This is a genomic window from Candidatus Polarisedimenticolia bacterium (genome assembly GCA_036001465.1).
Classification (GTDB): Bacteria; Acidobacteriota; Polarisedimenticolia; order Gp22-AA2; family Gp22-AA2; genus Gp22-AA3.
On record DASYUH010000094.1, the window covers coordinates 47,055 to 71,329 of the forward strand.

At 70.0% G+C, this 24,275-nt stretch carries 17 protein-coding genes; 7 read left to right on the plus strand and 10 right to left on the minus strand.

The features are described 5' to 3' along the window. The first annotated feature begins 59 nt into the window (after positions 1 to 59). Entirely contained in the window at positions 60 to 1,430 is a 1,371-nt protein-coding gene (locus tag VGV60_16860) for a DUF805 domain-containing protein (protein ID HEV8702943.1), read from the plus strand. Here VGV60_16860 and VGV60_16865 read toward each other — a convergent pair. The 5 genes from VGV60_16865 to VGV60_16885 all read right to left on the minus strand — a co-directional run bounded on the left by VGV60_16865 (position 1,427) and on the right by VGV60_16885 (position 10,537). Next, positions 1,427 to 2,857 carry a glycosyltransferase gene (locus tag VGV60_16865; GenBank protein ID HEV8702944.1) on the minus strand — a complete coding sequence of 477 codons (1,431 nt, stop codon included), beginning with the start codon at positions 2,855 to 2,857 and terminating at the stop codon, positions 1,427 to 1,429. The two genes, VGV60_16860 and VGV60_16865, sit on opposite strands and share 4 nt — an antisense overlap. 25 nt (positions 2,858 to 2,882) lie before the next feature. Then, positions 2,883 to 4,130: a HEAT repeat domain-containing protein gene (locus VGV60_16870; GenBank protein ID HEV8702945.1), complete on the minus strand. Its 1,248-nt coding sequence runs from the start codon at positions 4,128 to 4,130 to the stop codon at positions 2,883 to 2,885. 27 nt (positions 4,131 to 4,157) lie between these two features. Continuing rightward, positions 4,158 to 5,873, minus strand: a complete 1,716-nt coding sequence (locus VGV60_16875) for a tetratricopeptide repeat protein (protein ID HEV8702946.1) — start codon at positions 5,871 to 5,873, stop codon at positions 4,158 to 4,160. Further along, the gene (locus VGV60_16880) at positions 5,870 to 8,260 is read right to left on the minus strand and encodes a hypothetical protein (GenBank protein ID HEV8702947.1); all 2,391 of its coding nucleotides are present in this window, start codon (positions 8,258 to 8,260) and stop codon (positions 5,870 to 5,872) included. Before VGV60_16880 ends, VGV60_16875 begins: the two co-directional genes overlap by 4 nt. Positions 8,261 to 8,488: 228 nt before the next feature. Further along, the gene (locus tag VGV60_16885) at positions 8,489 to 10,537 is read right to left on the minus strand and encodes a hypothetical protein (protein ID HEV8702948.1); all 2,049 of its coding nucleotides are present in this window, start codon (positions 10,535 to 10,537) and stop codon (positions 8,489 to 8,491) included. 92 nt (positions 10,538 to 10,629) lie between these two features. Here VGV60_16885 and dprA point away from each other — a divergent pair, with 92 nt between their 5' ends. The 3 genes from dprA to VGV60_16900 all read left to right on the plus strand — a co-directional run bounded on the left by dprA (position 10,630) and on the right by VGV60_16900 (position 14,991). Beyond that, entirely contained in the window at positions 10,630 to 11,772 is a 1,143-nt protein-coding gene (gene dprA, locus VGV60_16890) for a DNA-processing protein DprA (GenBank protein ID HEV8702949.1), read from the plus strand. Positions 11,773 to 11,840: 68 nt separating this feature from the next. After that, positions 11,841 to 14,306, plus strand: a complete 2,466-nt coding sequence (topA, locus tag VGV60_16895) for a type I DNA topoisomerase (protein HEV8702950.1) — start codon at positions 11,841 to 11,843, stop codon at positions 14,304 to 14,306. Positions 14,307 to 14,346: 40 nt separating this feature from the next. Beyond that, positions 14,347 to 14,991 carry a hypothetical protein gene (locus VGV60_16900; GenBank protein HEV8702951.1) on the plus strand — a complete coding sequence of 215 codons (645 nt, stop codon included), beginning with the start codon at positions 14,347 to 14,349 and terminating at the stop codon, positions 14,989 to 14,991. 14 nt (positions 14,992 to 15,005) lie between these two features. Here VGV60_16900 and VGV60_16905 read toward each other — a convergent pair whose 3' ends face one another. Genes VGV60_16905 through VGV60_16915 form a run of 3 tightly spaced genes read right to left on the minus strand, consistent with a single transcriptional unit; the run spans position 15,006 to position 18,784 of the window. Beyond that, the gene (locus VGV60_16905; GenBank protein ID HEV8702952.1) at positions 15,006 to 15,647 is read right to left on the minus strand and encodes a hypothetical protein; all 642 of its coding nucleotides are present in this window, start codon (positions 15,645 to 15,647) and stop codon (positions 15,006 to 15,008) included. Further along, positions 15,644 to 17,797 (minus strand): prolyl oligopeptidase family serine peptidase, encoded by a 2,154-nt coding sequence (locus VGV60_16910; protein ID HEV8702953.1) that lies wholly within the window; start codon positions 17,795 to 17,797, stop codon positions 15,644 to 15,646. The genes VGV60_16905 and VGV60_16910 overlap by 4 nt, the downstream gene beginning before the upstream one ends. Before the next feature lie 3 nt (positions 17,798 to 17,800). Then, positions 17,801 to 18,784 carry a DUF1028 domain-containing protein gene (locus VGV60_16915; protein ID HEV8702954.1) on the minus strand — a complete coding sequence of 328 codons (984 nt, stop codon included), beginning with the start codon at positions 18,782 to 18,784 and terminating at the stop codon, positions 17,801 to 17,803. A gap of 52 nt (positions 18,785 to 18,836) precedes the next feature. Here VGV60_16915 and VGV60_16920 point away from each other — a divergent pair, with 52 nt between their 5' ends. Then, entirely contained in the window at positions 18,837 to 19,706 is an 870-nt protein-coding gene (locus VGV60_16920; GenBank protein HEV8702955.1) for a sulfotransferase, read from the plus strand. Here the strand turns inward: VGV60_16920 and VGV60_16925 are convergent. Continuing rightward, positions 19,678 to 20,406 carry an SDR family oxidoreductase gene (locus VGV60_16925; GenBank protein ID HEV8702956.1) on the minus strand — a complete coding sequence of 243 codons (729 nt, stop codon included), beginning with the start codon at positions 20,404 to 20,406 and terminating at the stop codon, positions 19,678 to 19,680. The genes VGV60_16920 and VGV60_16925 overlap by 29 nt on opposite strands. Positions 20,407 to 20,514: 108 nt before the next feature. Between VGV60_16925 and VGV60_16930 the strand changes: the two genes are divergently transcribed. Continuing rightward, positions 20,515 to 21,738, plus strand: coding sequence for a hypothetical protein (locus VGV60_16930; GenBank protein ID HEV8702957.1), 1,224 nt, complete (start codon positions 20,515 to 20,517; stop codon positions 21,736 to 21,738). A 164-nt stretch (positions 21,739 to 21,902) separates the two neighbouring features. Then, positions 21,903 to 23,240: a methylenetetrahydrofolate--tRNA-(uracil(54)-C(5))-methyltransferase (FADH(2)-oxidizing) TrmFO gene (gene trmFO, locus VGV60_16935; GenBank protein HEV8702958.1), complete on the plus strand. Its 1,338-nt coding sequence runs from the start codon at positions 21,903 to 21,905 to the stop codon at positions 23,238 to 23,240. Between the two features lie 38 nt (positions 23,241 to 23,278). Here the strand turns inward: trmFO and VGV60_16940 are convergent, their stop codons facing one another. Next, positions 23,279 to 24,055, minus strand: coding sequence for an enoyl-CoA hydratase/isomerase family protein (locus tag VGV60_16940; protein ID HEV8702959.1), 777 nt, complete (start codon positions 24,053 to 24,055; stop codon positions 23,279 to 23,281). Positions 24,056 to 24,275: the final 220 nt, after the last annotated feature.

Consider the following 24,275-nt stretch of genomic DNA (forward strand, 5'->3'; position numbering starts at 1 on the left):
CATCGAGCCGTCAGCGACGGGCACGCAGCCATGAATCGTTCAGGCATAGAATGCCTGCCATGAGGGTCCCCCTGGACAAGGGCCTCGGACGCACGCCGTACTTCACAGCGGGCGTCACGCTGTTCGCGGTGAAAATCGCCATCGACATCGCGGTGGCGCGGGTCTTCTCCAGGCCCTATTCGCTCCTCTACTACATCCGCCCGTCGGACGCGCCACTGTTCCATCCGGCTGAGAACACTGTTTACTGGTTGGCGATGTGGGCCGTCGCCCTCCCGTTCATTGCGGTCGGTTTCGTTCTCACCATCCGCAGGCTTCGGGACGCGGGACTCTCTGCCTGGCTCGCGCTCTTATTCTTTGCCCCGTTCGTGAACATCATGTTCTTCGGCTTCTGCGCGCTGGTGCCTGGAAGGGAGACCGCAATCCGGCCAGACGGCCGCGATCCGGGTCGCCCCGTTCGAATGACCTATGCCCGTGCCGCCATCGCGGCCGGAGCCGTCGGGGCCGTCGTCGGCCTGGCGGCTTTTGGGATGGTCGTCGGTTTGCTGCGCGCCTATGGTGGAGGGCTGTTCATCGGGGCACCGCCGATCGGCGGCTTCGTCACGGGAATCCTCTTCGCACGCTGGCATCGCCCACTCATGGCCGGAGCGATCCTCTCCGCGTTGCTCTCGCTCTTCATGGCGGGCGCGATCGTCGTTGTCTTCGCGCTCGAAGGGCTGTTGTGCCTCGCCATGGCGATGCCGCTCGTGTTGCTCGGTGCGGTCATTGGAGCCGTCGTTGGATGCCTGCTGGAACGACACACGCGCGGTATGGGGATGGCTCCATCGGCCACCGCCCTCCTGCTTCTGCCCCTGGTTCTCTCCGCGGAGGGCATGACCTCGCTTCCTGCATCCGAGTTTCTGCCGGTCGAGTCGTCGATTCTGGTCAACGCCCCTCCGGACACGGTCTGGCGCCACGTGACCGCATTCGCTCCGCTGCCCCCGCCCTCGGAGTGGATCTTCAGCGCCGGGGTCGCCGCCCCGATGGGGGCCGTCATCGACGGGGAGGGCGAGGGCGCTGTCCGCCGCTGCGAGTTCACGACAGGGGCCTTCATCGAGCCGATCGAAACGTGGGATCCACCGCGGGAGCTTGGTTTCGCCGTCACGTTCTCACCCGACCCGATGAGCGAGTGGACTCTCTGGGAGGGTCCAAGACCGCCGCACCTCGACGGGTACCTCGAGTCCGCCCGAGGCCAGTTCCTGCTGGAAGCGCTGCCGGGTGGGCGAACGCGGCTCGTGGGCCGGACCTGGTACCGCACCAACATGGTCCCTGAACGGTATTGGAGGCTGTGGGCCGACCCGATCATCCACACCATTCACATGCGGGTGCTGCGCCACGTCGCCGGGCTCGCGGAGGCATCGATCCGCGAGAGCCCCTCGCCGACCGGATTCTAGCCCGTCTTCGCCGCCGCCCGGAACCCCTCGCGCTCCATGCGTCCCCAGGCCTTGCGGCGCCGCAGGAAATCGAAGAAGGCCTTCACCTTGAAGACGGAGAGGACCTGGCGGTAGCCGAAGTTCTCCAGAACGCCGGCGAGGACGAGCAGGGCCAGGTGCTCCCAGCCGGGATAGCGGCGGAAGGAGATCTCCTCCAGGAGCACGGCGGCGACGGACAGGAAGACGCCGAAGAAGATGGCGAGGATCATGAACAGGATGAAGAAATCCACGTTCAGCAGGCCGAGGAGCCACGACAGAGCCACCATGAGATAGCCGAGGATCTCGACGAAGGGGCCGAGGGTCTCGAACAGCAGGAAGTAGGGAAGCGCCAGGACGCCGATGACTCCGTGCTTCGGATTCAGGATCATCCCCCGGTGGCGCCAGAGGCTCTGCAGGAGGCCGCGGTGCCAGCGGTTGCGCTGGCGGGCGAGGACGCGGAAGGTGGACGGGACCTCGGTCCAGCAGACGGGGTCGGGGACGAACACGATGCGGTAGCTGCGGCCGCTCCGGCGCAGGTGCTCGTGGAGCTTCAGGACGAGCTCGAGGTCCTCGGTCTCGGACCAGGCGTCGTAGCCGCCGACGGCGATGACCTCGCTCTTGAGGTACAGCCCGAAGGCGCCGGATATGAGCACGAGGGACCGCAGCGCGCTCCAGCCGATGCGGCCGCCGAGAAAGGCGCGCAGGTACTCGACGACCTGGAAGATCGGCAGCGCCTTCTTCGGCAGGCCGATGCGCACCACGCGTCCCTCGCGCACCTCGCAGCCGTTGACGATGCGCACGATGCCGCCGGCCGCGACCATCTCGTGAGGGTGCTCCATGAACGGCTTGACGACCCGCAGGAGCGCGTTCTCCTCGATGATCGAGTCGGCGTCCACCGAGCAGAAGAGGGGATAGCGCGACACGTTGATGCCGGTGTTCAGCGCCCCGGCCTTGCCGGTCCACTCGCGGTCGACCACGATCAGGTTGGGATGGTCGAGCGAGGCGTAGATGCCGCGCACCGGGCCGGTCGGCAGCGTCCGGCGGTAGATCCGGTCGGTGCCCTTCAGCTCGAAGGTCCCGACCAGGCGCTCGAGCGTCCCGTCGGTCGAGCCGTCGTTGACCACCACGACCTCGAACTGCCCGTAGTTCACCGCGAGGAGCGAGCGCACCGTCTCGACGATGCTGCGCGCCTCGTTGAAGGCCGGGACGATGATCGAAATCGGCCAGGTCATCTCGGACTTGAGGATCTGCTCGTAGTCGGAGAAGAAGGTCCGCCTGACGAAACGCATCACCTGGACGAACGACAGGAGGAACAGCACGACGTAGACGCCGTTCAGCAGGCCGAAGTAATAGATGACCCAGCGGTTGAACGCCAGGACGATGGCGACGAGGATCGACATCCAGGTCATCGGGCGCCTCCCGCCCGGCGCGGGCTCATCGAGGGCCTGCCGCGCGCGGCCCGGGGCCCGGCGCCTTGAGGACGTCGCCGAGAGCCCGGAGGACCCGTTCCTGCGTGCTCTCCGCCGCCTGCCGGGACGTGTCGTCCAGGCGGGCGCCGGCGGTCACCCGTTCGACGAAGCGGATCGCCGCGGCGCGCTTCTCGGGCTCGGCCGACGTCAGGTCGGAGACGTACTGCTCGATGAGGCGCCCCTCCTCGAGCTGCGACACCGCCATGTGCCGGGCGAACGGGTCCTCGGAGTGCAGCATGTCGACGAGCGCGTCGCGGCCGACGGCCCCCAGGGCGCGCAGCGCCTCGCCCGAGTTGGCGCGCACCCACCACTGTCGGTCTTTCATGGCCTGGCGCAGGTGCGGGATCGCCGTCGGATCGCCGATGCGGCCGAGCCCCTTCGCCGCCATGGCGCGCACCGGCCATTCCCGATCCGAAAGGGCCCTGATCAGATCCCCCGCGGCGCCCGGATCGCCGATGAGGCCCAGCCCGTGCGCCGCGCGGGCGCGGAGGTCGGCGTCCGGGTCGTCCAGGCAGCGCTTCATCAGGCCGACGGCCCGGAGGCTCCGGATGCGCCCGAGCACGTCCAGCGCCGAGATTCGCCCGAGTCGCGGGAGGCTCTCGAAAGCCGCCAGGAGCTCGTCCGCCGCCTCGGTGCCGACGCCGATCAGGATCTCCGCCACCCGGATCGCCGACCAGCGGCTGGGATCGGCGAGGGCCCGCACCAGGGGGCGGATCGAGGTGGTCCCGCGGATGAGCCCGAGGGCGCGAGCCGCACGGATGCGCACCTCGGGCTCGGGGTCGTTCAAGAGGGCGACCAGGGGCTCGACCGCCTCGCGGCTGCGCATGAGCCCCAGGCTCTCCGCGGCGTCCGCCCGTTTCCACCGACGCCTGCTGCGCAGGGACGAGATGGCCTGCCGGACCGACCCCCGTCCCTCGAGCGCGGCGGTGATCCGCCCGCGGGTGTCCCCCTTCGCGCGACGCGCGGCCTCCAGGAGAATCTCCTCCACCAGGCGGCGGTCGCGCCGCGACAGGCTCCCGGGCAGGTAGCCGGGCAGGGGCTTCGAGGTCGCGGCCCCCAGGTATTCCAGGATCGCCGGCTCGAGGAGCGTGCGGCGCCGCCGGTCGATCGCCTCGCTCATCTCCCGCCGCGCCTTGTTGACCACGATTCCGGCGGTCAGGCCGGCGAGAACCAGCCCGGCGGCCGTGACCACCTGGATCATGACGTCGTGCATCGGGTGCATCCCGTCACCGTTCCCGGCTCAGAACCTGTACCGGAAGAAGAAGCCGGAGCGCGAGTAGGTGAAACCGTTCGCGACGTTCAGCGCGTAGTCGCTGTGTGTGTAGGACGCCTCGAGGGCCGCCCGTCCGGCGGCGAAGTTGACGCCCGCCAGCGCCGTGCCCCCCTGCACGGTATCGTCGCGCGGCTCGGCCGCGCCGAGGGTGAACGCCTGGCGGCCGTAGGTCCCCTCCAGGCGCCAGTAGAAGCGCCCGTCCCGGTGCTCGTCCGAGATCGCCACCGTCAGGAGCTCCGAGTCGTAGCGCAGCGGATCGAAGTAGCCGTTGTCGCGATCGTCGTTGAACGCCCGCCAGCGCGCGTCGAAAACCGCCGACACGCGGGGGTGCGCGCGCGCCGCGTGCCACGCGAGCGCCGCCCCGGCGGTCTTGCGTGCGTTGCCGTCCGAGTACGAGGCGAGGCCGCCTGTCCCGGTCAGGGTCCATGCCGATCGGAAGAGGAGCTCGACGCGACCGTTCGCCTCGTCGACCCGGATGCCGCGGTCGATGAGCGGTGCCGTGTCGACCAGGACGTCCCGGCCGCCGCTCGTGCCGACGGCGAAGCGCGGCCCCACCTGGAGCCTCATGAACCCTCCCAGCGTGTAGAAGGCTCGCGATCGGCCGTCGAAGGTCTCCTCCCGCACGGCGCCGAGGTGGGCATTGAACGTGATGGGGCTGACCACGCGCGACGTCACGGCGGCCGACAGCCCCTGCGCCCGCGTGTGGATCTCGCTTCCCACGACCAGCCCGGGGGCGCTGCAGAACGCCGGATCCTGGCAGCGGAACTCGGCGTCCCAGGTCGAATAGGCGATGCGCACGGTGGTCTGCGGCTCGGCCTTGAACGAGAAGGCGGCGGTCGCCCCCTCGACCTGGTTGGAGTCGGTGTCGCTGGAGCGGAACGCCTCCGCCTCGGCGTACGGCCTCAGGCCCGTCTGGATGGCCGACCGAAGCTCCTGCGCGTCCTTGCTCTCGGGATGGTCCAGGACGATGTTCCCCGCCTGCTCGCGCGCCGTCCGGTCGAGCCCCTTCCAATGGTTCACCCAGCCGAGCCCTATCCGGGCATCCAGGTTTCCGGGCTCGGCCCGCAGCACGTCGCGCCAGAACTGCGCCGCCTCGTCCAGGCGCCCCTGCCAGCCGCGCAGGCGCGCTCGCCCGGCGTGCGCCTGGATCGGCTCGATCTTCTTCTCCTCCATCTCATGGAAGACGGCGTCGGCCTCGTCGAAGCGCCCCGCCCACGACAGCGCCTGCCCGAGCCCGAGGAGCACGCGCGGATCGTCCGGATGCCCGGCGCGCAGCGTCCGGTAGGCATCGATCGACCCGGCATAGTCCTTCGACCAGGCCAGGACGCGCGCCAGCCCGAGCCGGGCGTCGAAGTCGTCCGGCGCGATCTCGACGGCGCGGCGGTAGTGTTCCGCAGCCAGGTCGAGGGCGCCGTCCCACGACTCGATCAGTCCCGCGCGCACCAGCGAGCGCAGGTGATCCGGCTGCCGGCTGACCGCCTCCTCGTACAGGGGGCGCGCCGTCTTGAAGTCCTCCCGCGCGAACGCCTGGTCGGCCTCGCGGACGATGTCGGCGACCGGCCGGGTGCTTGCGGGCGTCCCCGCGACCGTTTGCGGCGGCGCCGCCATCGTCGCGGGGTGGAACGCCAGCGCCGCGGCCGCGACGAGCCACGCCGGCCCGACGGCCCGACCGCCGCGTGTCATCGCGCCTCCCCGCCCGACGGAATCGTCGCGAGCCCGCGCCTCAGGATCTCCCAGGCCTCCTTTCGTTCCACCCGGTAGGTGGGTCGGTCCCAGGCGGGCCAGGCGTAGATCGGCAGGTCCCCGGGCCGCTCGAGGTCTCCCGGCGGTAGGCGATCGGCCAGCCGGGCGGCGATCGGGGTGGGGCCGCCGGCCGGCCCTTCCGGCTCGACCGCGGCGACGTAGAAGCGGAAGCCCGGCGTCTCGACCGTGCCGACCTCGCCGCGGACCGCCGCCCCGTCATGCAGGACGCGGCGGGACGACGGATCGGTCACGTTCAGGAGCCCCCAGCCCAGGCGCACCTCGATGAGGTTGCCGTCCGCGCCGGCGCGCCAGTCGGCGAGGGTCGAGTGATCGCGATCGCGCGCGTTCATCGAGGCGTGCAGCAGCGGCGAGAGGTTCCACTGCAAGGCCGGGACGGTCCCTCCGTCGCGCGCCACGCGCCTGCGGTTCGTCTCGGCCCTGATCTCCATGAAGCGGCCGTCGTCGTTGCGGACCGAACCGTACGGCCTCCTGTGCCGGTGCGTCTGGATGTCGTACGGCACGTCCACGAGGAGTCGCGCGGTGTCCGCTCCGTCGAGGATGACGCAGAACTCGAGTCCGGAGGGGGACGCGGCCCGGTCGCCGATCGGCAGGCGATGGTCCCCGCGGTCCGGATCGTAGGTGTCGATCCCGATGAGGTACGCCGCGCGGCCCCAGTCGGGGGCCCCGTCCCCGTCGGCGTCCAGGCGATCGACGTCCAGCCGGATGTAGAGATAGGCCTCGTCGGAGGTCACCCACAGCCCGCGGAGCGTCCGGGCGGCGTCGTGCCCGTCCCCGAAACGCCGCTCGGGCCCCCCTTCGGGTCGGGACAGAAGCGGCGCGACACCGTTCCAGTCCCCCGGCCTGCCGTCGATCGTCACCTTCCAGCCGTTCTCGCCGGGGCGCGCGGCCAGGATGCCGTAATGCTCTTCGGGGTCGAGGACGTTGAGCCACAGGGGCTTGCGCTCCGCCGGCCGCTCGAAATCGGAGACCAGCCAGCTCCTCTTGAACCATTCATCCAGGAGCGCGAACAGGACCCCGCCCGCGAGCCCCGCCTCGTGGATGTCACGCACCAGGCGCGCGTCGATCTCCCCCATCTCGCGCTCCGAATGGCCTCCGTGGTGCCATCCCTGCGGCTGCCGGTGGGCGACGCCGCGGCTGCTCGGCACGCCCACCTCGCCGATCAGGACCGGCTGCGCGCCATGATGGCGCTTGAGATCGCGCAGGTAGCCGACGTAGTTGCTCGGGCCCTGCGAATCGCGGGCGCGGCCGTAGGCGGGGTCCTGGTTCATGAAGTCGGGATAATAAGGATAGGCGTGGTAGGTGGCGAACAGCCCTCCCCGGGCGCTCGCCGTCGGTACGATGTGCGTCGAGTCGACCGACACGCAGTCCTCACACTCCTCGTACTCGCGGATCATGTCCGCCTGGTCGGCTTCACCCCGGCGCCCCAGGGCCTCAGCCTCCTCGGCGGGGGTCGACTCGGTCGGGTGGCGCAGCGGGTCGAGGGTCGGCCAGCTGGCGAACGAGATCGGCCGCTGCTGGCGGTAGGTCCCGGTCTCGTAGCCCACCGTGAAGTCCATCGTCCGGGCGAGCCACTGCTCGAACGGCGTGGCGCCATCCTCGATCCGTGCCGTGAAGTAGTCGCCCAGGAAGGACGCCCTGTCCGCCCTCGAGAACCGGGCGTCATAGCTCCGCACCGAGTGCGGCTCCCACTCACGGCCGAGGACGTACGCGAGGGTGAAGCGCGACACGTCGGCGCGCCAGGCCCCGGACGCGTGCCCGGGACGCGCCGGGAGGTCGAGATGGCCGTGCACCGCGTCCACCACCCTTCTGATCTCCTCCCGGAATCCCTGCACGAAGGGGCCGCCGTCGTAGTCGCCTCTCTCGGGCAGCTCGGTCCACACCCCCTGCAGCAGCCAGAGCGGTCTCGATCCCCTGGTGCTGTTGTGACTCAGGAGCGCCGCGTAGAACGCCGGCGGCAGAAGCGTATAGAGACGTACCGCGTTGCCGCCCATCTCGCTGACGTCGCGCAACCAGCCGCCGTAGGTCGGGCCGTCATGCGGGAACTCCGCCGGGAAGCGGCCCGGCAGCGCCACGCCCATGTTGACCCCTTTGACGAACATCGGCCGGGTCGGGCCGCCCCCGGGTGGCCGGCCGGTGCCACTCGAATCGGCCCGGACCCAGAACCGTCCGTCCCGGGCGCGCGCGACCACTTCGATCGGGGCGCCGTGCCGGGCGCCCGGGCGCGGCCCGCTCTCCTGGAAGGCCGCGGTGCCCGGGGTCACCAGAAGCGCGAGACAGAGCAGGAGCGCCCACGGGCAGGCCGGCATGCGCGACACCTTATACCGTAAGCCGGCTCCCGAAAGATCCCCACTGGTTGCGGGTTCCATGAAGTTTGTGGCTGAAGCGATCCAGGGTCGCGGCGTCGGGCGCAGTCGACATGAGTAGAGGTGGCCTCATTCCGGAGTCGGCAGCGGATCCGTGGCTCCCTCCGGAGGAAATCACCTCAACGTCGGCCCGATCCTACGCTGGAGAGATTGGCGTGTAAAGGGACGCGGCTACTCCCTCAGCGCGGGGCCGACGGTCCGGACGACCCCGCTCAGGTGGATGACCTCGAGGAAGAGGTTGCGCCCGCTCTTGTGCTTGGGGACCGGGTAGGCGTACGAGCGGCCCTCCCCCGTGACGCACGCCTCGCACGGAATGAGGACGCTGTTCAATTGGACGCGCCGATCGTGGGCGTCACGGACGATCACGTTGAATCCCGTGAGGTCGCACTCGGACGACGTTCTCCAGGTGACCGTCCCGGACCCCCTGCCGAGATCGCTCGAAAAGCGGATGGCCAGATCGGACACGTCGTCGCTCCCGGCGGGGGGCGCATCGTCGTCCACGGTCGCCGCGGCCTGGGACTCGAGCGCGCCGTTGACGACGATTTGATCGAGCCACCAGCCGTCATCGTCCGGGCTGTCCCAGGAGGAGTTCAGCTCGTGGTAGGAGTACCCGCAGCAGTCGAACTCCCAGGACTGGGCAACCCATCGGATCCTGACCCGCGCCCCGCGATACGGATCGAGATTGAGCCTGCTCTGCACCCACAGACCGGATCCGACCGTTCCTGCAAGACCGGGGCCGGCGCACTGAAACGTGTACCCATATCGCGAATCGACGTTGCCGCAATGCGACCAGACGCCGGACGGATAGCACGTCAACTCCTTGTAGCCGCGCGGCGCGGCCCCGTCGGGGCCGCCGTCGATCGGCGTGAAGTTGCAGTAGGTCGGGGAGATTCCGAACGCCGACCAGATGTACGGGACATGGTCGTACGCGTTCTCGAACGGCACGAGTCGATCCCAGTAGCCCCACTGGTCGACGGCCGGGTCGGGGCCGAGATCGACCTGCACCTGGACGTTGCCGTAGTCCGAGGCCTGACCCGGCGGGAAGCCGATAGAGTTGTTGTCCATCAGTGAGACGATGTGGAAGAAGGAGAGCTCGAGGGACCCTCGGGGCGGGGCGAACGCCAGGTTGATCGGATTGGTCATGAACGCCGTCACCTGCCGGAAGCGCGTGGTGCTCATCCCATAGACATCCGTCGCGTCGAGCGGGTGGAATCCCCAGTGAAGGGAGGCGACGCCGTCGAAGGCCAGGCCGCCACCAGTCGGCGTTTGGTGATCGGGCCGGGACACGGCGCAGTCCGTGCTCCCGGGCGGGCAATGCAGGTGCCAGTCCATGTCGTAGTCCGGATCGATCCGACATTCCGGGTCCTGCGGCGGGACCTGGAATCCGCCGCAGCCGACGACTTCGATCGGATTGAGCCCGCCCGGGTTGTTCCCGACCCAGACTCCGATCGTGTCGTTGAGGGCGCCAGGTGTCCCGGCGGGGCGATCCCCGAGATTGAGCACGCCGTCGCCGTCGCGATCGGTGTCGAAATTCTCGAGGATGACGCCGTCGTCCACGGTACCCGCGACCCCGTCCGGGCCGGGGACGAAGACCCCTCCACCCCCAATCGCATCGAGGTCGGCGAGGAGGGAGAAGCAGAGCCTCTGCGCGAATCCGGGAGGATCGGATGCGCTCACCGTCACGCACAGGTCGATGCGGGCCGGGTCGGAGGCGGAGGACGATTGCAGGCTGTCGCTGGCGCGGAAGCTCAGCCCGGCCGTTCCGGGGGCCAGGCTCCCGATGGTGATGCTGGTTCCCGCCGGGAACGTCCCGAGGGCCACGCCCCCTTCGAGGATGCAAGCGACGTCAGGGTCGGTCGTGCTCAGCGTCGCGAGCACTCCGTCGAGAGAGGGGCCGTTGTTGCGCACGACCAGGCTGAGGCGCCCGGTCTCGCCGGTGTCGGGGAAGATGTCGCCGTCCCCATCCCCGTCCCTGTAGTCGGCCGAGACGAGGACCAGCCCGGACGGAGGGGCCGTCCGGGCGAGGCCGCCGGCGCCCGCCAGCAGCAGCGCCGCGGCCGACAGGGCGCGGGCGAGCGTGGCCGTTCCCTTCCTGCGGGACGTGGAGTTGATCGTCTTTCCTCCGTGGGCCCGGTCGCGCAGGCCGGGCCTGTTCTGGCGGCGCTCGGGAAGGCGGTCGACGGATCCTCTGTACCGGGCATATACGCCTGAAACGTCCACCCGTCAACCTGGTTCGCCTTGACTGGTTCGCCTTGACAAGCGCGGCTTGGGCTGGTAACGTCACTGCCCCTCCGCGTCGTCTGCGAGGTTCCGTGGAACACCCGGCCCTGCTGTGGGCCGCGTTGAACAGGCGCTTCGCCGAAAACCCGGGCATGCGGCAGCGACTCTTCGGCCGCGCCGGACGCGGGGTCACGGACGGCCCTTCCTCGATTCTGGACGCGCTCCCTTCCGGGCTGCCGAAAGAATGGGAAAAGGACGCCCGCGAGGAGCTGGATCGAGCCAGAAGACAGGGCGCCGCCGTCCTGACCCTGCAGGACGAGAGCTATCCGCCACTCTTGCGCGCCTCGTCGGATCCGCCGCTCGTCCTGTACGTCTGGGGCGACCTGCGGCCGGAGGATGTCCTGGCCGTCGCGGTGGTCGGATCGCGCCGCGCGACGCCCCTCGGGCTCCAGGTCGCGGGCGACCTGGGGCGCGGGCTCGCCGCGGCCGGGTTCACCGTGGTGAGCGGCCTGGCGCGCGGCATCGACGCCGCCTCGCACCGGGGGGCCCTGGAGGGCGGCGGACGGACCATCGCCGTCCTGGGATCGGGGCTGGACCGGATCTACCCGGTCGAGCACCGCTCGCTGGCGAAATCGATCGTGGCGCGCGGCGCCGTCGTCACCGAGTTTCCTTTCGGGTCGGCGCCGCTGCGGCGGAACTTCCCGGAGCGCAACCGGATCATCGCGTCCCTGACGTGGGGGACCGTGGTGGTCGAGGCGGCGCGGGGAAGCGGCTCGCTCATCACCGCCGATCTGGCGGCCGACGAGGGGCGGGCGGTCTACGCCGTCCCCGGCTCGGTGGACGAGCCGAACGCCCTTGGGACGAACGAGCTCCTGAGGTCCGGCGCGCTCCTGTGTCGCGGCGCGGCGGACGTGCTCGAGGACCTGGCCCCGCAGATCGTCGAGGCGGCCGGGTCGATCGCGCGGTGGCGATCGCCGCAGGAGCCTCTTCCCGGCCTCGGGCCCGTCGGGACGGAGGCGCGCGCCGCCCGGGAAGCGGCGGCGGATCTGGCGTCGGCCGAGAAGCGCGTTCTCGACCAGATCCCCAGGACGCGCGGGATCGGCATCGAGAGGCTCGGCGAGGCGTGCGCGATGGCGCCCGGGGCGCTGCTCGCGACGCTGCTCGAGCTGGAGCTCAAGGGGCTCGTCCGGCAGCTCCCGGGCCGCCGGTTTCAGGCGACGGCTTGCAAAATTTGACGACAGCCACTATTTTCAAAAGATAGAGCGCCCGGGCCGGGGCCCGGCGCAGGAGCGAAGGAGAGAGATTGAAGAAGTCGCTGGTCATCGTCGAGTCGCCGGCCAAGGCGAAAACGATCAACAAGTTTCTCGGCAGGAACTTCACCGTCAAGGCCTCGATGGGCCACGTGCGCGATCTGCCGAAGAAGAGCCTGGGTGTCGACGAGAAGAAGGACTTCAAGCCGACCTACGAGATCCTCCCCGGCCGCAAGAAGGTGATGGACGAGCTGAAGAAGGCGGCCGGGACGGCGGAGAAGGTCTACCTCGCCCCCGACCCCGATCGCGAGGGGGAGGCGATCTGCTGGCACCTGGCCGAGGTCCTGAAGAAAACCAACAAGAACCTGCACCGCGTCATGTTCAACGAGATCACCAAGCGCGCGGTCCAGCACGGCATGGACCACCCGCAGAAGATCGACTCCAACAAGGTCGACGCGCAGCAGGCGCGGCGGATTCTCGATCGCCTGGTGGGCTACAAGGTGAGCCCGCTCCTGTGGGACAAGGTGCGGCGGGGCCTGTCGGCCGGGCGCGTGCAGTCCGTGGCCCTGCGCATCGTGGTCGAGCGCGAGCGCGAGATCCAGGCGTTCAAGCCGGAGGAGTACTGGACGCTGGGCGCGCTGCTCGAGGCCAAGGAGCCGCCCCCGTTCGAGGCGCGCCTCGCGAAGATCGGCGACAGGAAGGCCGACCTCAAGACCCAGGCCGAGACCGACGCCACGGTCGCCTCGCTCAAGGGGGCGGACTTCGTCGTCCGCTCGGTCGAGTCGAAGGAAAAGAAGAAGAACCCGGTCCCCCCCTTCATCACGAGCAAGCTCCAGCAGGACGCTTCCCGCAAGCTCGGCTTCACCGTCCGCAAGACGATGACCCTGGCCCAGCGCCTGTACGAAGGAATGGACCTCGGAGACCTCGGCACCGTCGGTCTCATCACCTACATGAGGACCGACTCGACCCGCATCGCCCCCGAGGCGATGCAGGAGGTGCGCGATTACATCGTCAAGGCGCACGGCCCCGAGTTCCTGCCCGAGGAGCCGCGCTACTTCAAGACAGCCAAGATGACCCAGGGGGCGCACGAGGCGATCCGCCCGACCTCGATGGACCTGACCCCCGACCTCGTGAAGAAATACCTCCAGAAGGACGAGTTCCTGCTCTACAGCCTGATCTGGAACCGCTTCGTCGCCTCGCAGATGAAGCAGGCCGTGTTCGACGTGACCACCGCCGACATCGAGGCCGGGCCGTGCGTGTTCCGCGCCACCGGATCGACCATGAAGTTCGCCGGCTACCTGGCGGTCTACCAGGACATCGTCGAGAAGAGCCGCAAGGACTCGCCGGACGCCCCGGAGGAGGACGACGCGTCCCGGGCCCTGCCGCCTCTGGCGGAGGGGGAACGGCTCAAGCTCCAGAAGCTTGACCCGAAGCAGCACTTCACGCAGCCGCCCCCCCGCTTCACCGAGGCGTCCCTGGTGAAGGAGATGGAGGAGAACGGCATCGGCCGCCCCTCGACCTACGCCACCATCCTGTCAACCCTGCAGACGCGCGATTATGTGGAGAAGGTCGAAGGGAAGTTCGTCCCGACCGAGCTCGGGCTGACGGTGACCGATCTCCTGGTGCAGCACTTCGCGGACATCCTCGACGTCAAGTACACCGCCCGGATGGAGGAGGAGCTCGACGAGATCGAGGAGGGCCGGCTGGACTACGTGGACGCCCTGAAGGGGTTCAACAAGCAGTTCAGCAAGGACCTCAAGGCGGCCACCGCCAACATGGAAAACATCAAGAAGATGGAGGAGCCGACCGACCGCACCTGCGAGAAGTGCGGCAAGCCGATGGTGATCAAGTGGGGCCGCTACGGGCGCTTCATGGCCTGCTCCGGCTACCCGGACTGCAAGAACACGCAGGAGATCACCACCGTCGTCAATGGCAACGGCGGCAAGGCGGGGACCGCGGCGGGCGGCGCCGTCGAGACTCCGGCCATCCCCGAGGTCCACGGCACCTGCGAGAAGTGCGGCTCGGCGATGGTCCTGCGCAAGGGGCGCTTCGGGCCGTTCATCGCCTGCTCCGCCTACCCGAAGTGCCGCAACACGAAGAAGATCGCCATGGACCGGGAAGGGAAGATCACGGTCACCAAGAAGCCGGATCGGATCCTCGAGGAGAAATGCCCGCAGTGCGGGAAGCCCCTCGCCGTCAAGGACGGCCGCTTCGGCGAATTCACCGCCTGCTCGAACTACCCCGAGTGCAAGTACATCAAGCTGAAGGAGGTCGGCCTCGACTGCCCGCGTGACGGGTGCGGCGGCCGGATCGTCGAACGGCGCTCGCGCCGCGGGCGGGTCTTCTTCGGCTGCAACAACTACCCCAAGTGCGATTTCGTGACCTGGTACCGCCCCGTGGCCGAGCGCTGCCCCTCGTGCGGCAACCCCTACGTCCTCGAGAAGATCACCAAGAAGGACGGCACCACCCTGTTCTGCGATCACGAGGGGTGCGGCTACAAGAAGGCCGTCAACTCCTGACGCTCTTGCCGGGGGTCCCCCCGGGCCCTAAGTTCAATTCATGCGATATCAGCGCGGGAGCGATCTCCTGGTCGTCGCCTGCGGCGTGCTGTGGCTCCTGGTCGTCGGCGCCGGGATGGCGGGCCTCTGGGCATACGCCCGGTCCCCTGGCGCCGCCGGGTCCGCGCCCAGTACCTGGCCCGCCGGCTCGTCCATCCACCCCGAATCGGATCGCGCCACTCTGGTCATGCTGGTCCACCCTCACTGCCCCTGCACCCGGGCCAGCATCCATGAGCTCGATCGCCTGATGGCCCGGACCCAGGGTCTCTTCCTGGCGCACGTGCTCTTCCTCCTCCCGGCCGGGGTCGAGGGCGACTGGACGCAGACCGATCTCTGGCGGACCGCGGCGGCGATCCCGGGCGTGGAGGTCGCGATCGACGCGAACGGCCGCGAGAGCGCCCTGTTCGGCGCGGTCACCTCCGGCCTGACCCTGCTCTATTCCCCCTACGGGCGCCTGCTCTTCGAGGGGGGGATCACACAGGCTCGCGGCCACGAGGGGGACAATCCGGGGGCCGACGCCATCGCGTCGCTCCTCCGCGGGGATCCGACCGGCCAACACCGCGCACCCGTGTTCGGTTGCTCGCTCAAGAACCCGGAGAGGGCGATCACGATTTCGCCGCCGCCGCCCGCGAACGGCGGGGTCTAAGCACCCGACGGGCTTCAGTCCGAAGGCTCGTCCTGAAAGCCGCAACGGACCGCGTCGTCCTCCGCCCTGACACAGTCGTAGGTCTGGAAGCGGTTGCGATCCGGGTTCCAGCGGATGAGCACGGGCGGGTCGAGACCCGCGCCGGCCCGGCCGCCGTCGATCTCGGTGATGGGGGTCAAGGCGAGCGCGACGTGGCCGTTTGCCGCCTCGGCGCGACCGTTCCAGCCCAGGATGTTCCCCCCGAGCCCAAGCCCTTCCAGATCGACCAGGCGTCTCCCCCGGTACTGCGCCTCCTTCTCGATGGTCACGACCGGCACGACATCCGGCCCATCCAGGACCACGATCCGGACGCGCGCGGCCACGAAGCCGACCGGATCGGGGCAGAATCCGCCCGCTTCGCAGGCGGCCTTCACCTTGGCGAGCGCCTCGTCCGTGAGCGGCTCGGCGATCACCGCCTCGCGCCCCTCCTCGGCACCGAGGCGCACCGCCGCGATGACCGAGAAGCGCGCCAGGTGCAGCACCCGCTGGATTCGCTCGAGGTCGGAAGGCCGGATGACGGCCGGGACGGCGTCGCCGTACTTCACGCCAGGCTCGACCGCGGTCGAGACGAGGAGGGACAGGATCGGGATCGCGACCAGGGCCGCTCGGGCGCTCATGCAGCCAATATTCGTTCCCCCGCCCCCGGAATCAACCCCCGCGCGCCGGATCGTGCTTCTCGAACCACTCCGCGGCCCGGCGCAGGCGATCGAGGATGTGCCGCGGCTCCGAAAACTCGTGCCCCTCGCGCGGATAGATCAGAAGCGCCGTGTCGACTCCCAGGTCGGCGAGGGCGCGGTGCATCATCAGGCTCTGCGGCAGCGGGCATCGCTCGTCCTTCTCGCCGGTGATGAACAGCGTCGGCACCCTGGCCGAGGCGACGTGGGTGATCGGAGACTCCTTCTCGTAGATCGCCTGGTGTCCCGTGAACGGGCTTCCCCCGAAGTAGTCGAACCTCCAGCGCCGCGCGTCGCTCAGGATGTACTGCATGCGGAGATCGGCCACCCCCGCGCCGCTCACCGCCGCGCGCAGGCGATCGGTGTGCGCCATCGCCCAGTTCGCGAGATACCCACTGTAGCTCCAGCCGTACCAGAAGAGGCGCGCCCCGTCGGCGATGCCCCCTGGCGATCAGATCGTCGGCGCCGCTCAGGACGTCCCCCAGCGGCCCGTCGCCCCAGTCGGCGACGTTGGCCCGGGTGAACGCGTCACCGTACCCGGTGCTGCCTCGGAAGTTCGGCTTCAGGACGAGATATCCCCTGGCGGCGAACCAGGCGGCCTGCGGGTCGAAGTCGACCGTCGAATGGCTGCGCGGGCCCCCGTGCGGTCTCAGGATCAGCGGATAGCGGCGGGAGGCCGGAAGGACGCTTGGCCTGACGAGCACCCCCTCGATCGGCCCGACGGGTCCCGGCCAGCGGACCGTCTCGATGACCGGAAGGTCGAGCCGGCCGGCGGCCTCGTTCAGAACGGTCAGCGGGCGCCCCGCCTTCGGCGGGACCGCCTTCCAGACCTCGGCCGGACGATCGCCCCGGACGTAGACCCAGCCGAGGCCGGCGCGCTGCGGCAGGTTGATCGTGTGCCCGGGGGCCCAGACGACCCTCGGAGGCCCCTTCACGAAGGCGCCGGCACGGCCGATCTCGATCGGCTTCGAGGCACCGACGATCTGGACGCGGGCCATGGCGTGCACCGCTCCCTCGCTGTAGAAGACGTCGACCGCCGCGCTGTCGGCGCTCCACCTGATCTCCTCCGCCTCGCGGTCCAGGGGCGCCGTCGCGTCCCACGCCGCATCGTCACCCGCCCTGCAGACCTCGGGGACCGCCGGCCACAGGAACAGATCCGCGCGCGAGATCCCCTGCCCGTCGTACGGCCGGATGAAGGCCAGCCAGCGCCCGTCGGGCGACCACGCCGGCGCCGTCGCCCGATCGCCACCGCGGACGTCGGTGACCTCGCCGGTCGCGACGGTCACGACCTGCGCCTTGCCCTCCTCCCAGGAGTCCTCTTCCGCGCTGGGCGTCGAGATGAACGCGATGCGGCCGCCATCGGGCGACCACACCGCCCCCTCGCGCACGTGCCGTCGCCCGTCGGTCAGGGGCCTGAGGCCGCCGGCCGCCGGCGGGGCCCCCGCCGCCTGGAGGGCCTCCGTCGGCGATCCGGCCGGAACCTCGGTGACGAACAGGCGGTCGTTCCTCCATTCCTCGCCCAGAAGGTAGCCGTCGTCCTTCTCCTTCGTGCGCTTCTCCGCTTCGGCGCTCGGGGGGTCGGCGGACAGCACGAGCAGTCGCCGTCCGTCGGGGGCCCACTCGAAATCGGCGATCGGCTGCGCGTGCGCGGTCAGGGGCAGGGCCTCGCCGCCGTCGCGCGGCAGGGCCCAGACCTGCGTCGTGCCGCCGCGGTCGGAGAGGAAACCGATGCGCCGGCCATCCGGGGACCATCGCGGGTGGGCGTCCGGCCCCTTCGAGAAAGTGAGCGGCCGCACCGCGGCCTCCCCGGCGAGGTCGACCATGAAGAGATCGGTTGCGAAGCGATTCTCCTCCAGGCTGGCCGCGCGCACTTCGATGACCGCCGTCCTGCCGTCGGGGGACACCCGGATGTCGGCGATCGTCTTGAAGGCGACGACATCCTCGAGCACCATGGGACGAGCCTGGTGCCGTGCCGCCGGGGGGGCGGGGCCGGGCGAGGCACCGCGTGGCCGGCTGTCCGCCGCGGCCGATCGGGTCAGCGCGACAAGAGCCAGGACCGCGGCCAGCACGGGCTCCTTGGCCGTCGGCCGCATGACTCAGTCCTTACCCGCCTTGACGATCCGGTCGATGAGCTTCGGGTCGTCGGGGAGGAGGCCCGATTGTGGCAGGCGGGGCGTCAGGGTCGCCCAGTTCCTGTCCATGGCGAACACCTTGCGGAAAAGCGGCAGAGACTCGTCGACCCGCCCCATGTTCACCAGGGCCACCGCCCACCAGTAGACCATCTCCGCGCTGTCGGGCACGAGCTTCGCGGCGGCGGCGTATTCGGAGAGCGCGCGGTCGTTGTCCTTCTTCTCCACCGCCAGGTCGCCGGCGTTCATGTGGCCGTAGGCGCGCTGCAGGGTGACCAGTCGGCGGAGCTCATGGAGCGGCTCGGGGCTGTCGTCCACGCGCAGGTCGAAGAGACGGTCGTCCCACGACCTCCCGGTCGGCTTGCCGGCCACGACGACGAGGGCCGCCGATTGCCGGCCGCGGATGTCCCCTCCCGCCGCCTGCGCCGCGTCGAGCGCCGCCAGCATCCTCTCGGCGAGATCCCCCTTCGTCGCCTCGAAGGCGCGCGACATGGCCGGCCACACGGCATCGCTCAGCATCAGATTCGCCTGGACCGAGTAGTTCGCCCCGACGATGTGGCCGGCCGCCTGGATATCCTTTCCGCCGGTGTGCGCCGCCACGCGCCCCTGCGCGTCGATCATCGCCACCTGGCGCACCTCGCGCCCCTCGTCGCCGGCCAGGAGGGCCCTGAGCGCGTCGGGAGCGCTCCGGCCGGCGCGCATCAGGTCGAGCCCCAGCTTGCCGTAGGCCGGATCGACGAACGACTGGGTCGCCACCGCGCCGACGCCCGCCTCGGCCCACGGCACGATCGAGCCGACGTTGAACCAGTGGGACTGCACGGCGACGCCCATCTCCCCCGTCCCGGGATCGCGCGCCACGATCGAGAAGGTGTGCACCGGCCGCTCCGACGGGTGCGGCGTCGAAATCGGGGCCAGGGCCACCATGAGGCCCATCAGAAAATTCTTCGTCATGTCTCACCTCGGATCGCCCGGAATGAACTCCCGCTGTACAATGCCCCCTTCCATGCGTCCACCATTCCCGTTCATTGTAGGCGTGCCCCGTTCCGGGACGACCCTCCTTCGTCAGATGCTCGACTCCCACCCCGATCTGTCGATTCCGGCGGAGACGGGGTTCGTCCCCGACGCCCGGAGGATCCTCGCCGCCGGCATGGCGGACGGGCGCGAGGCCTTCTTCCGGATCGTGACGCTGTCGCCCGCCTGGAGCGGCTTCCACCTGGAGTCCGAGGAATTTGATACGGCCCTGGCGGCGATCGAGCCGTTCGACCTGGGCGAGGGAGTGCGGGCCTTCTATCGTCTCTGCGCCGCGCGCCTCGGAAAGCCGCGCTGGGGGGACCGGACGCCGGCGTACGGGGCGCACCTCGACGCGATCCAGTCGGTCCTCCCCGAGGCCCGCTTCATCCAGGTGATCCGGGACGGCCGCGACGCCGCGCTGTCGGTGACCGGCCTCTGGTTCGCCCCGGACGGCGAGATCGAGGCGCTCGCCGCCGACTGGCGCGCACGTATCTTGAAGACGCGGATGCTGGCGAAAGGGTGCGCGCATTACCTCGAGGTCCGCTACGAGCGGCTGATCACCGACCCGCCGGCCGAGCTGCGCCGCGTGTGCGAGTTCATCGACCTTCCGTACGATTCGAACATGGAGCGTTTCCACGAGCGGCAGGACCCGGAGAGCCGGCCGCCCGATCCGTCGGGCGTCGAGAGGTGGAAGCGCGACATGGGGGCCGACATGCGGAGACGGTTCGAGGCGGTGGCGGGGGATCTTCTGGCGGAGCTCGGCTACGGGACGGGCGGAGACGCGCCTGCGAGGCCGGGGCGCCGGCTGTCCTCCTTCTTCAGGCAGCGCCGGCTCACCAGGGAATCGCCTTCCGATCCCTGAAGAAGCCGCCGGTCGGGACCTTGGGCGCCGTCGCCAGCCAGACGATGGTGTCCGCCCCCTGCTCCGTGGAGCGGTGGGCCCCCGCCCCGCCCATTTCGGTCTTGACCCAGCCGGGGCAGATCGAATTCACTCGAATGGCGGTCCCCTTCAGCTCGTCGGCGAGAATGCGGGTCAGCGCGTTGAGCCCCGCCTTCGAGATGCGATAGGCGGCGTAGCCCCCGTTCATGTCGCTCAGCTGGCCCATGCCGGACGAGACATTGATGATGCGCGCCCCGTCCCCCGTGTCCGGCAGGAGCGGCCGGAGCGCCTGGGTGACCCGGAGCGCCCCGTAGACATTCGTCTCCATCGTCTCCCGCAGGGTTTCGATCCGCGCCGCGAAGACAGTCGGAAAGCCCCGCTCTGCCGAGGTGTGCTTCTCCAGCATGATCCCGGCGTTGTTCACCAGCACGTCGACCCGCCCGTGCTCCGTCTCGATCCGGCGGGCGAACTCGCCGACGCTCTCGGCGTCGGCCACGTCCAGGCGGCCCAATTCGACGTCGAGCCCTTCGTGCCTCAGACTGTCCGCCGCGGCCCGCCCCTTCGCCTCGTCGCGCGCCGCGAGGATGACCTTCATGCCGCGGCGCGCCAGCTGGCGGCAGGCTTCAAAGCCGATGCCGCGATTGGCACCTGTGACGACGGCGATCTTCTTCGTCGGGCCCATCGGTTCCTCGCGCGGGACATTGCGGGCATCCGGCCCCGCCGTCCGGCCCATTGTAATTGACGGGAGCCGGCTTCGGAGGTAAGGTGTCCACAATCTACGGGGAATTCCATGGCTGGGCCGACCCGGACGCTGCCGGTCCTTCTGCTGCTCGCTCTCGCAATGCTCGGTCCGGCCACCGCCGCCGTCAGCACCTGCGACCCGGACGGCACGCAGGCAAGCGGGGCGATCTACCGCATCTGCATGCCCCAGACCTGGAACGGCGACCTGGTCATCTACGCGCACGGCTACGTCGGGTTCAACGAACCGGTCGGAATCCCGGAGGACCAGCTCCAACTGCCGGACGGGACGTCCGTGCCGGAGCTGGTCAATTCCATCGGCTTCGCCTTCGCCACCACGAGCTACGCCACGAACGGCCTGGCGGTCGTGCAGGGGATCGACGACGTCGTCGACCTGGTGAGCCTCTTCGCCACGGCCCATGGTCGGGCGCGACGCGTCTTTCTGGTCGGACCTTCGGAGGGAGGGCTGGTGACGGCCCTCGCCGTCGAGCGGCGCCCGGACGTCTTCGCCGGGGGCCTGTCGGCCTGCGGCCCGATCGGGGATTTCCGCGGACAGCTCAACTACGACGGCGATTTCCGCGTCGTCTTCGACTATTTCTTTCCCGGAGTCCTCCCCGGGAGCGCGGTCGACGTCCCCGCCCCGGTCATCGACGACTTCTTCGCCGTCTACGAGCCGGCCATCCGGGCGGCCGTCGTCGCGAACCCCGACGCCGCCCGGCAGCTCCTGGCCGTCACCCGCGCCTCCGTGGACCCGGCCGATCCGGCCACCGTCGAGGAGACGATCCTCGGGCTCGCCTGGTACGTGGTGTTCGGCACGAACGACGTCCGGGCCAAGCTCGGCGGCCAGCCGTTCGGGAACATGTTCCGCACGTACAGGGGCTCGGACGACGATGCGGCGCTGAACCGGGGGGTCGCGCGCTTCCTTCCCGAGTTTTCGGCCCTCGGCGCGATCCAGACCGGCTACCAGACGTCCGGCCGCCTGTCGCGCCCCCTGGTCACTCTGCACACGACCGGCGACCCGATCATTCCCTACTGGCATCAGCCGCTCTACACGCTCAAGACGCTGCTCACCGGGTCGTTCGGCCGCCACGTCAACATCCCGATCGCCCGCTACGGCCACTGCCGGTTCACGGCACCCGAGATCCTCGTCGGGTTCGCCGTTCTTCTCTTCATGTCCGGCCAGCCGGACGCCATGACGGTCGAGGCCGCGCTGCCGGACGAGGCCGGCAGGGCCGAGTTCAGGGCCCTCGCCCATCAGGTCGGCGCGGCCAACTGACCGCGGCCCTCGCGTCCTCCCGGGAGCCGGTCCGAGTATCGGGCCGGCTCCTGGTGGCGCCGTCCTCGGATCCCCGCATGCTATAATCCCGCTCTTCTTCAGGCCCAATACCCGCGCGGACAACCCTGGCGCGGGAGTCTCACATCACCCGGGAGCGTCGCCACGTGGGCGGATCGCGAATCATCATCGTTGGAGGAGGGCTCGCCGGCTCGGAGGCGGCCTGGCAGGCGGCGCGCCGCGGTCTGCGCGTCGAGCTGCACGAGATGCGCCCGGTCAAGGGGACGCCCGTCCACGCCACCTCCGACCTGGCCGAGCTCGTGTGCTCCAACTCGCTCAAGTCGAACCTGCTCGACACGGCGTCCGGCCTGCTCAAGGAGGAGATGCGTCGCTGCGACTCGCTCATCATCAGGGTCGCCGACTCGGTCAAGGTGCCGGCCGGCGGGGCCCTGGCGGTGGACCGGGAACGCTTCGCCCGCGGCGTGACCGAGGCGATCGAGGCGCTCCCGAACGTCCGGATCGTCCGAGGCGAGGTGCGCGCCATCCCGGCCGAGGGACCGGCGATCGTGGCGACCGGGCCCCTGGCATCGGACGCCATCGCCTCCGCGATCGCCTCCTTCACCGGGCGCGACTACCTGTACTTCTTCGACGCCATCTCGCCGATCGTCGACGCCGATTCGATCGACCTGGCGAAGGTCTTCCGCGCCTCGCGCTACGGCAAGGGGGGGGAGGACTACCTGAACTGCCCCTTGACCGAGACGGAGTACGACGCCTTCCACCAGGCGCTCCTCTCCGCGGCCGAGGCGCCGACGCACGACTTCGAGAAGGAGATTTTCTATTTCGAAGGCTGCCTGCCGATCGAGGAGATGGCCCGGCGAGGGCGCGACACCCTGGCGTTCGGGCCGATGAAGCCGGTCGGCCTCGTCGATCCGAAGACCGGCCGCCAGCCGTTCGCCGTCGTCCAGCTCCGTCAGGACAACCTGGCGGCCGACTTCTATTCCATGGTCGGCTTCCAGAACCATCTCAGGTTCGGCGAGCAGGTCCGGGTCTTCCGGATGATCCCCGGCCTCGAGCGCGCCGAGTTCCCGCGCCTCGGGCAGGTGCACCGGAACTCCTACATCAACGCCCCGGCGATCCTCCTGCCGACCTTCCAGGCGCGCCGCCGCCGCGATCTGTTTTTCGCGGGCCAGATCTCGGGGGTCGAGGGATACCTCGAGTCGGCCGCCTCCGGTCTCATCGCCGGACTCAACGCCGCCCGCCTGGCGGAGGACCAGCCGCCCCTCATCTTCCCGGCGACGACCGCCCTGGGCGCCCTGTCGCGCTACATCTCGTCGTCCGATCCGACCCACTACCAGCCGACCAACATCGCCTTCGGGCTGCTCCCGCCACTCCCCCGGGAGATCCGCGACAAGAAGCAGAAGAAGGCGGCGCTGGTCCGCCGCGCCCTGGACGATCTCGCGGCGTTCGTCGGGCAGGCCGAGCCGGCGGCGGCTCCGGCGCTCTAGGAGCCTGTCCGAGTACCGGGCCGGGTCCAGGCCTTCCGTCAGCGGTGCTTCCAGTGGGGCGGCCGCTTCTCCAGGAAGGCCTCGATCCCCTCGGAGGAATCCTCCGTCCGCATCAGGTCGTCCAGGTAGATCGCCTCCACGGCCCGGAGCGCCTCCTCGAAGGAGCCCTCGCCCCCGCGGCGCAGAGCCCGGCGGGCCCGCGAGAGCGCCGCGGAGGACAGGTTCGCCGCCCTGGCCGCCAGCTCCTGGACGCGCCCGCCGAGCCGCTCGTCGGGGACGACCTCGCTCACGAGACCGAGCCGGAGCGCCGCCTCCGCCTCGAAATCCTCCCCCAGGAGGACCAGCCTCGCCGCCGCGCGACGGGAGACGCGGGGGAGAAGGACGGCTGCCAGGGGCGGGAAGACTCCGAGCGAGATTTCCGGCAGCCCCAGGCGGGCCGAAGCGGCGGCCACGGCGACGTCGCAGCACAGGACCACCTCGCACCCTCCCCCCAGCGCGGCGCCGTGCACCCGCGCCACCGTCGGCCGGGGAAACTCGAGGAGAGCGCGGCAGAAATCGTGAAAGCCGTGAATCATCGCGTGCACCGTCGAGGCGCGGTGCTCGCCGACGTCCACCCCGGCGCTGAACGCCTTGCCGGCCCCCGCCACGACCAGGGCGCCGACGTCCTCGCGTCCGACCACCCGCTTGAGGGCCGCGGTCATTTCCCTGAGAGCGATGATGTCGAGGACGTTGACGGGCGGGCGATTGAAGGTCAGCGTGGCGATGCGCTGCCTGACCTCGAGCAGGAACCGCTTTCCGCCCGGGCGACGCGCCACTCGCGCCCCCTCGTGACCCTGGCGGCAGCCGCCTTCCGACACCGTGCGGTCCCTCCCTGGCCGGGATTCCGGATTCCGCAGTCTACCTCACCTTCCTCTTTCCGATGACGGTCCTGTAACTCGCGGGCCTCCGGGGCCGTTCCTCGTTGCCCGGAGATCCGCGCCGGACCTACATTGCCAGGGAACGACCTCGGAGGTGCGCCCTGGCCCGACCCAAGCT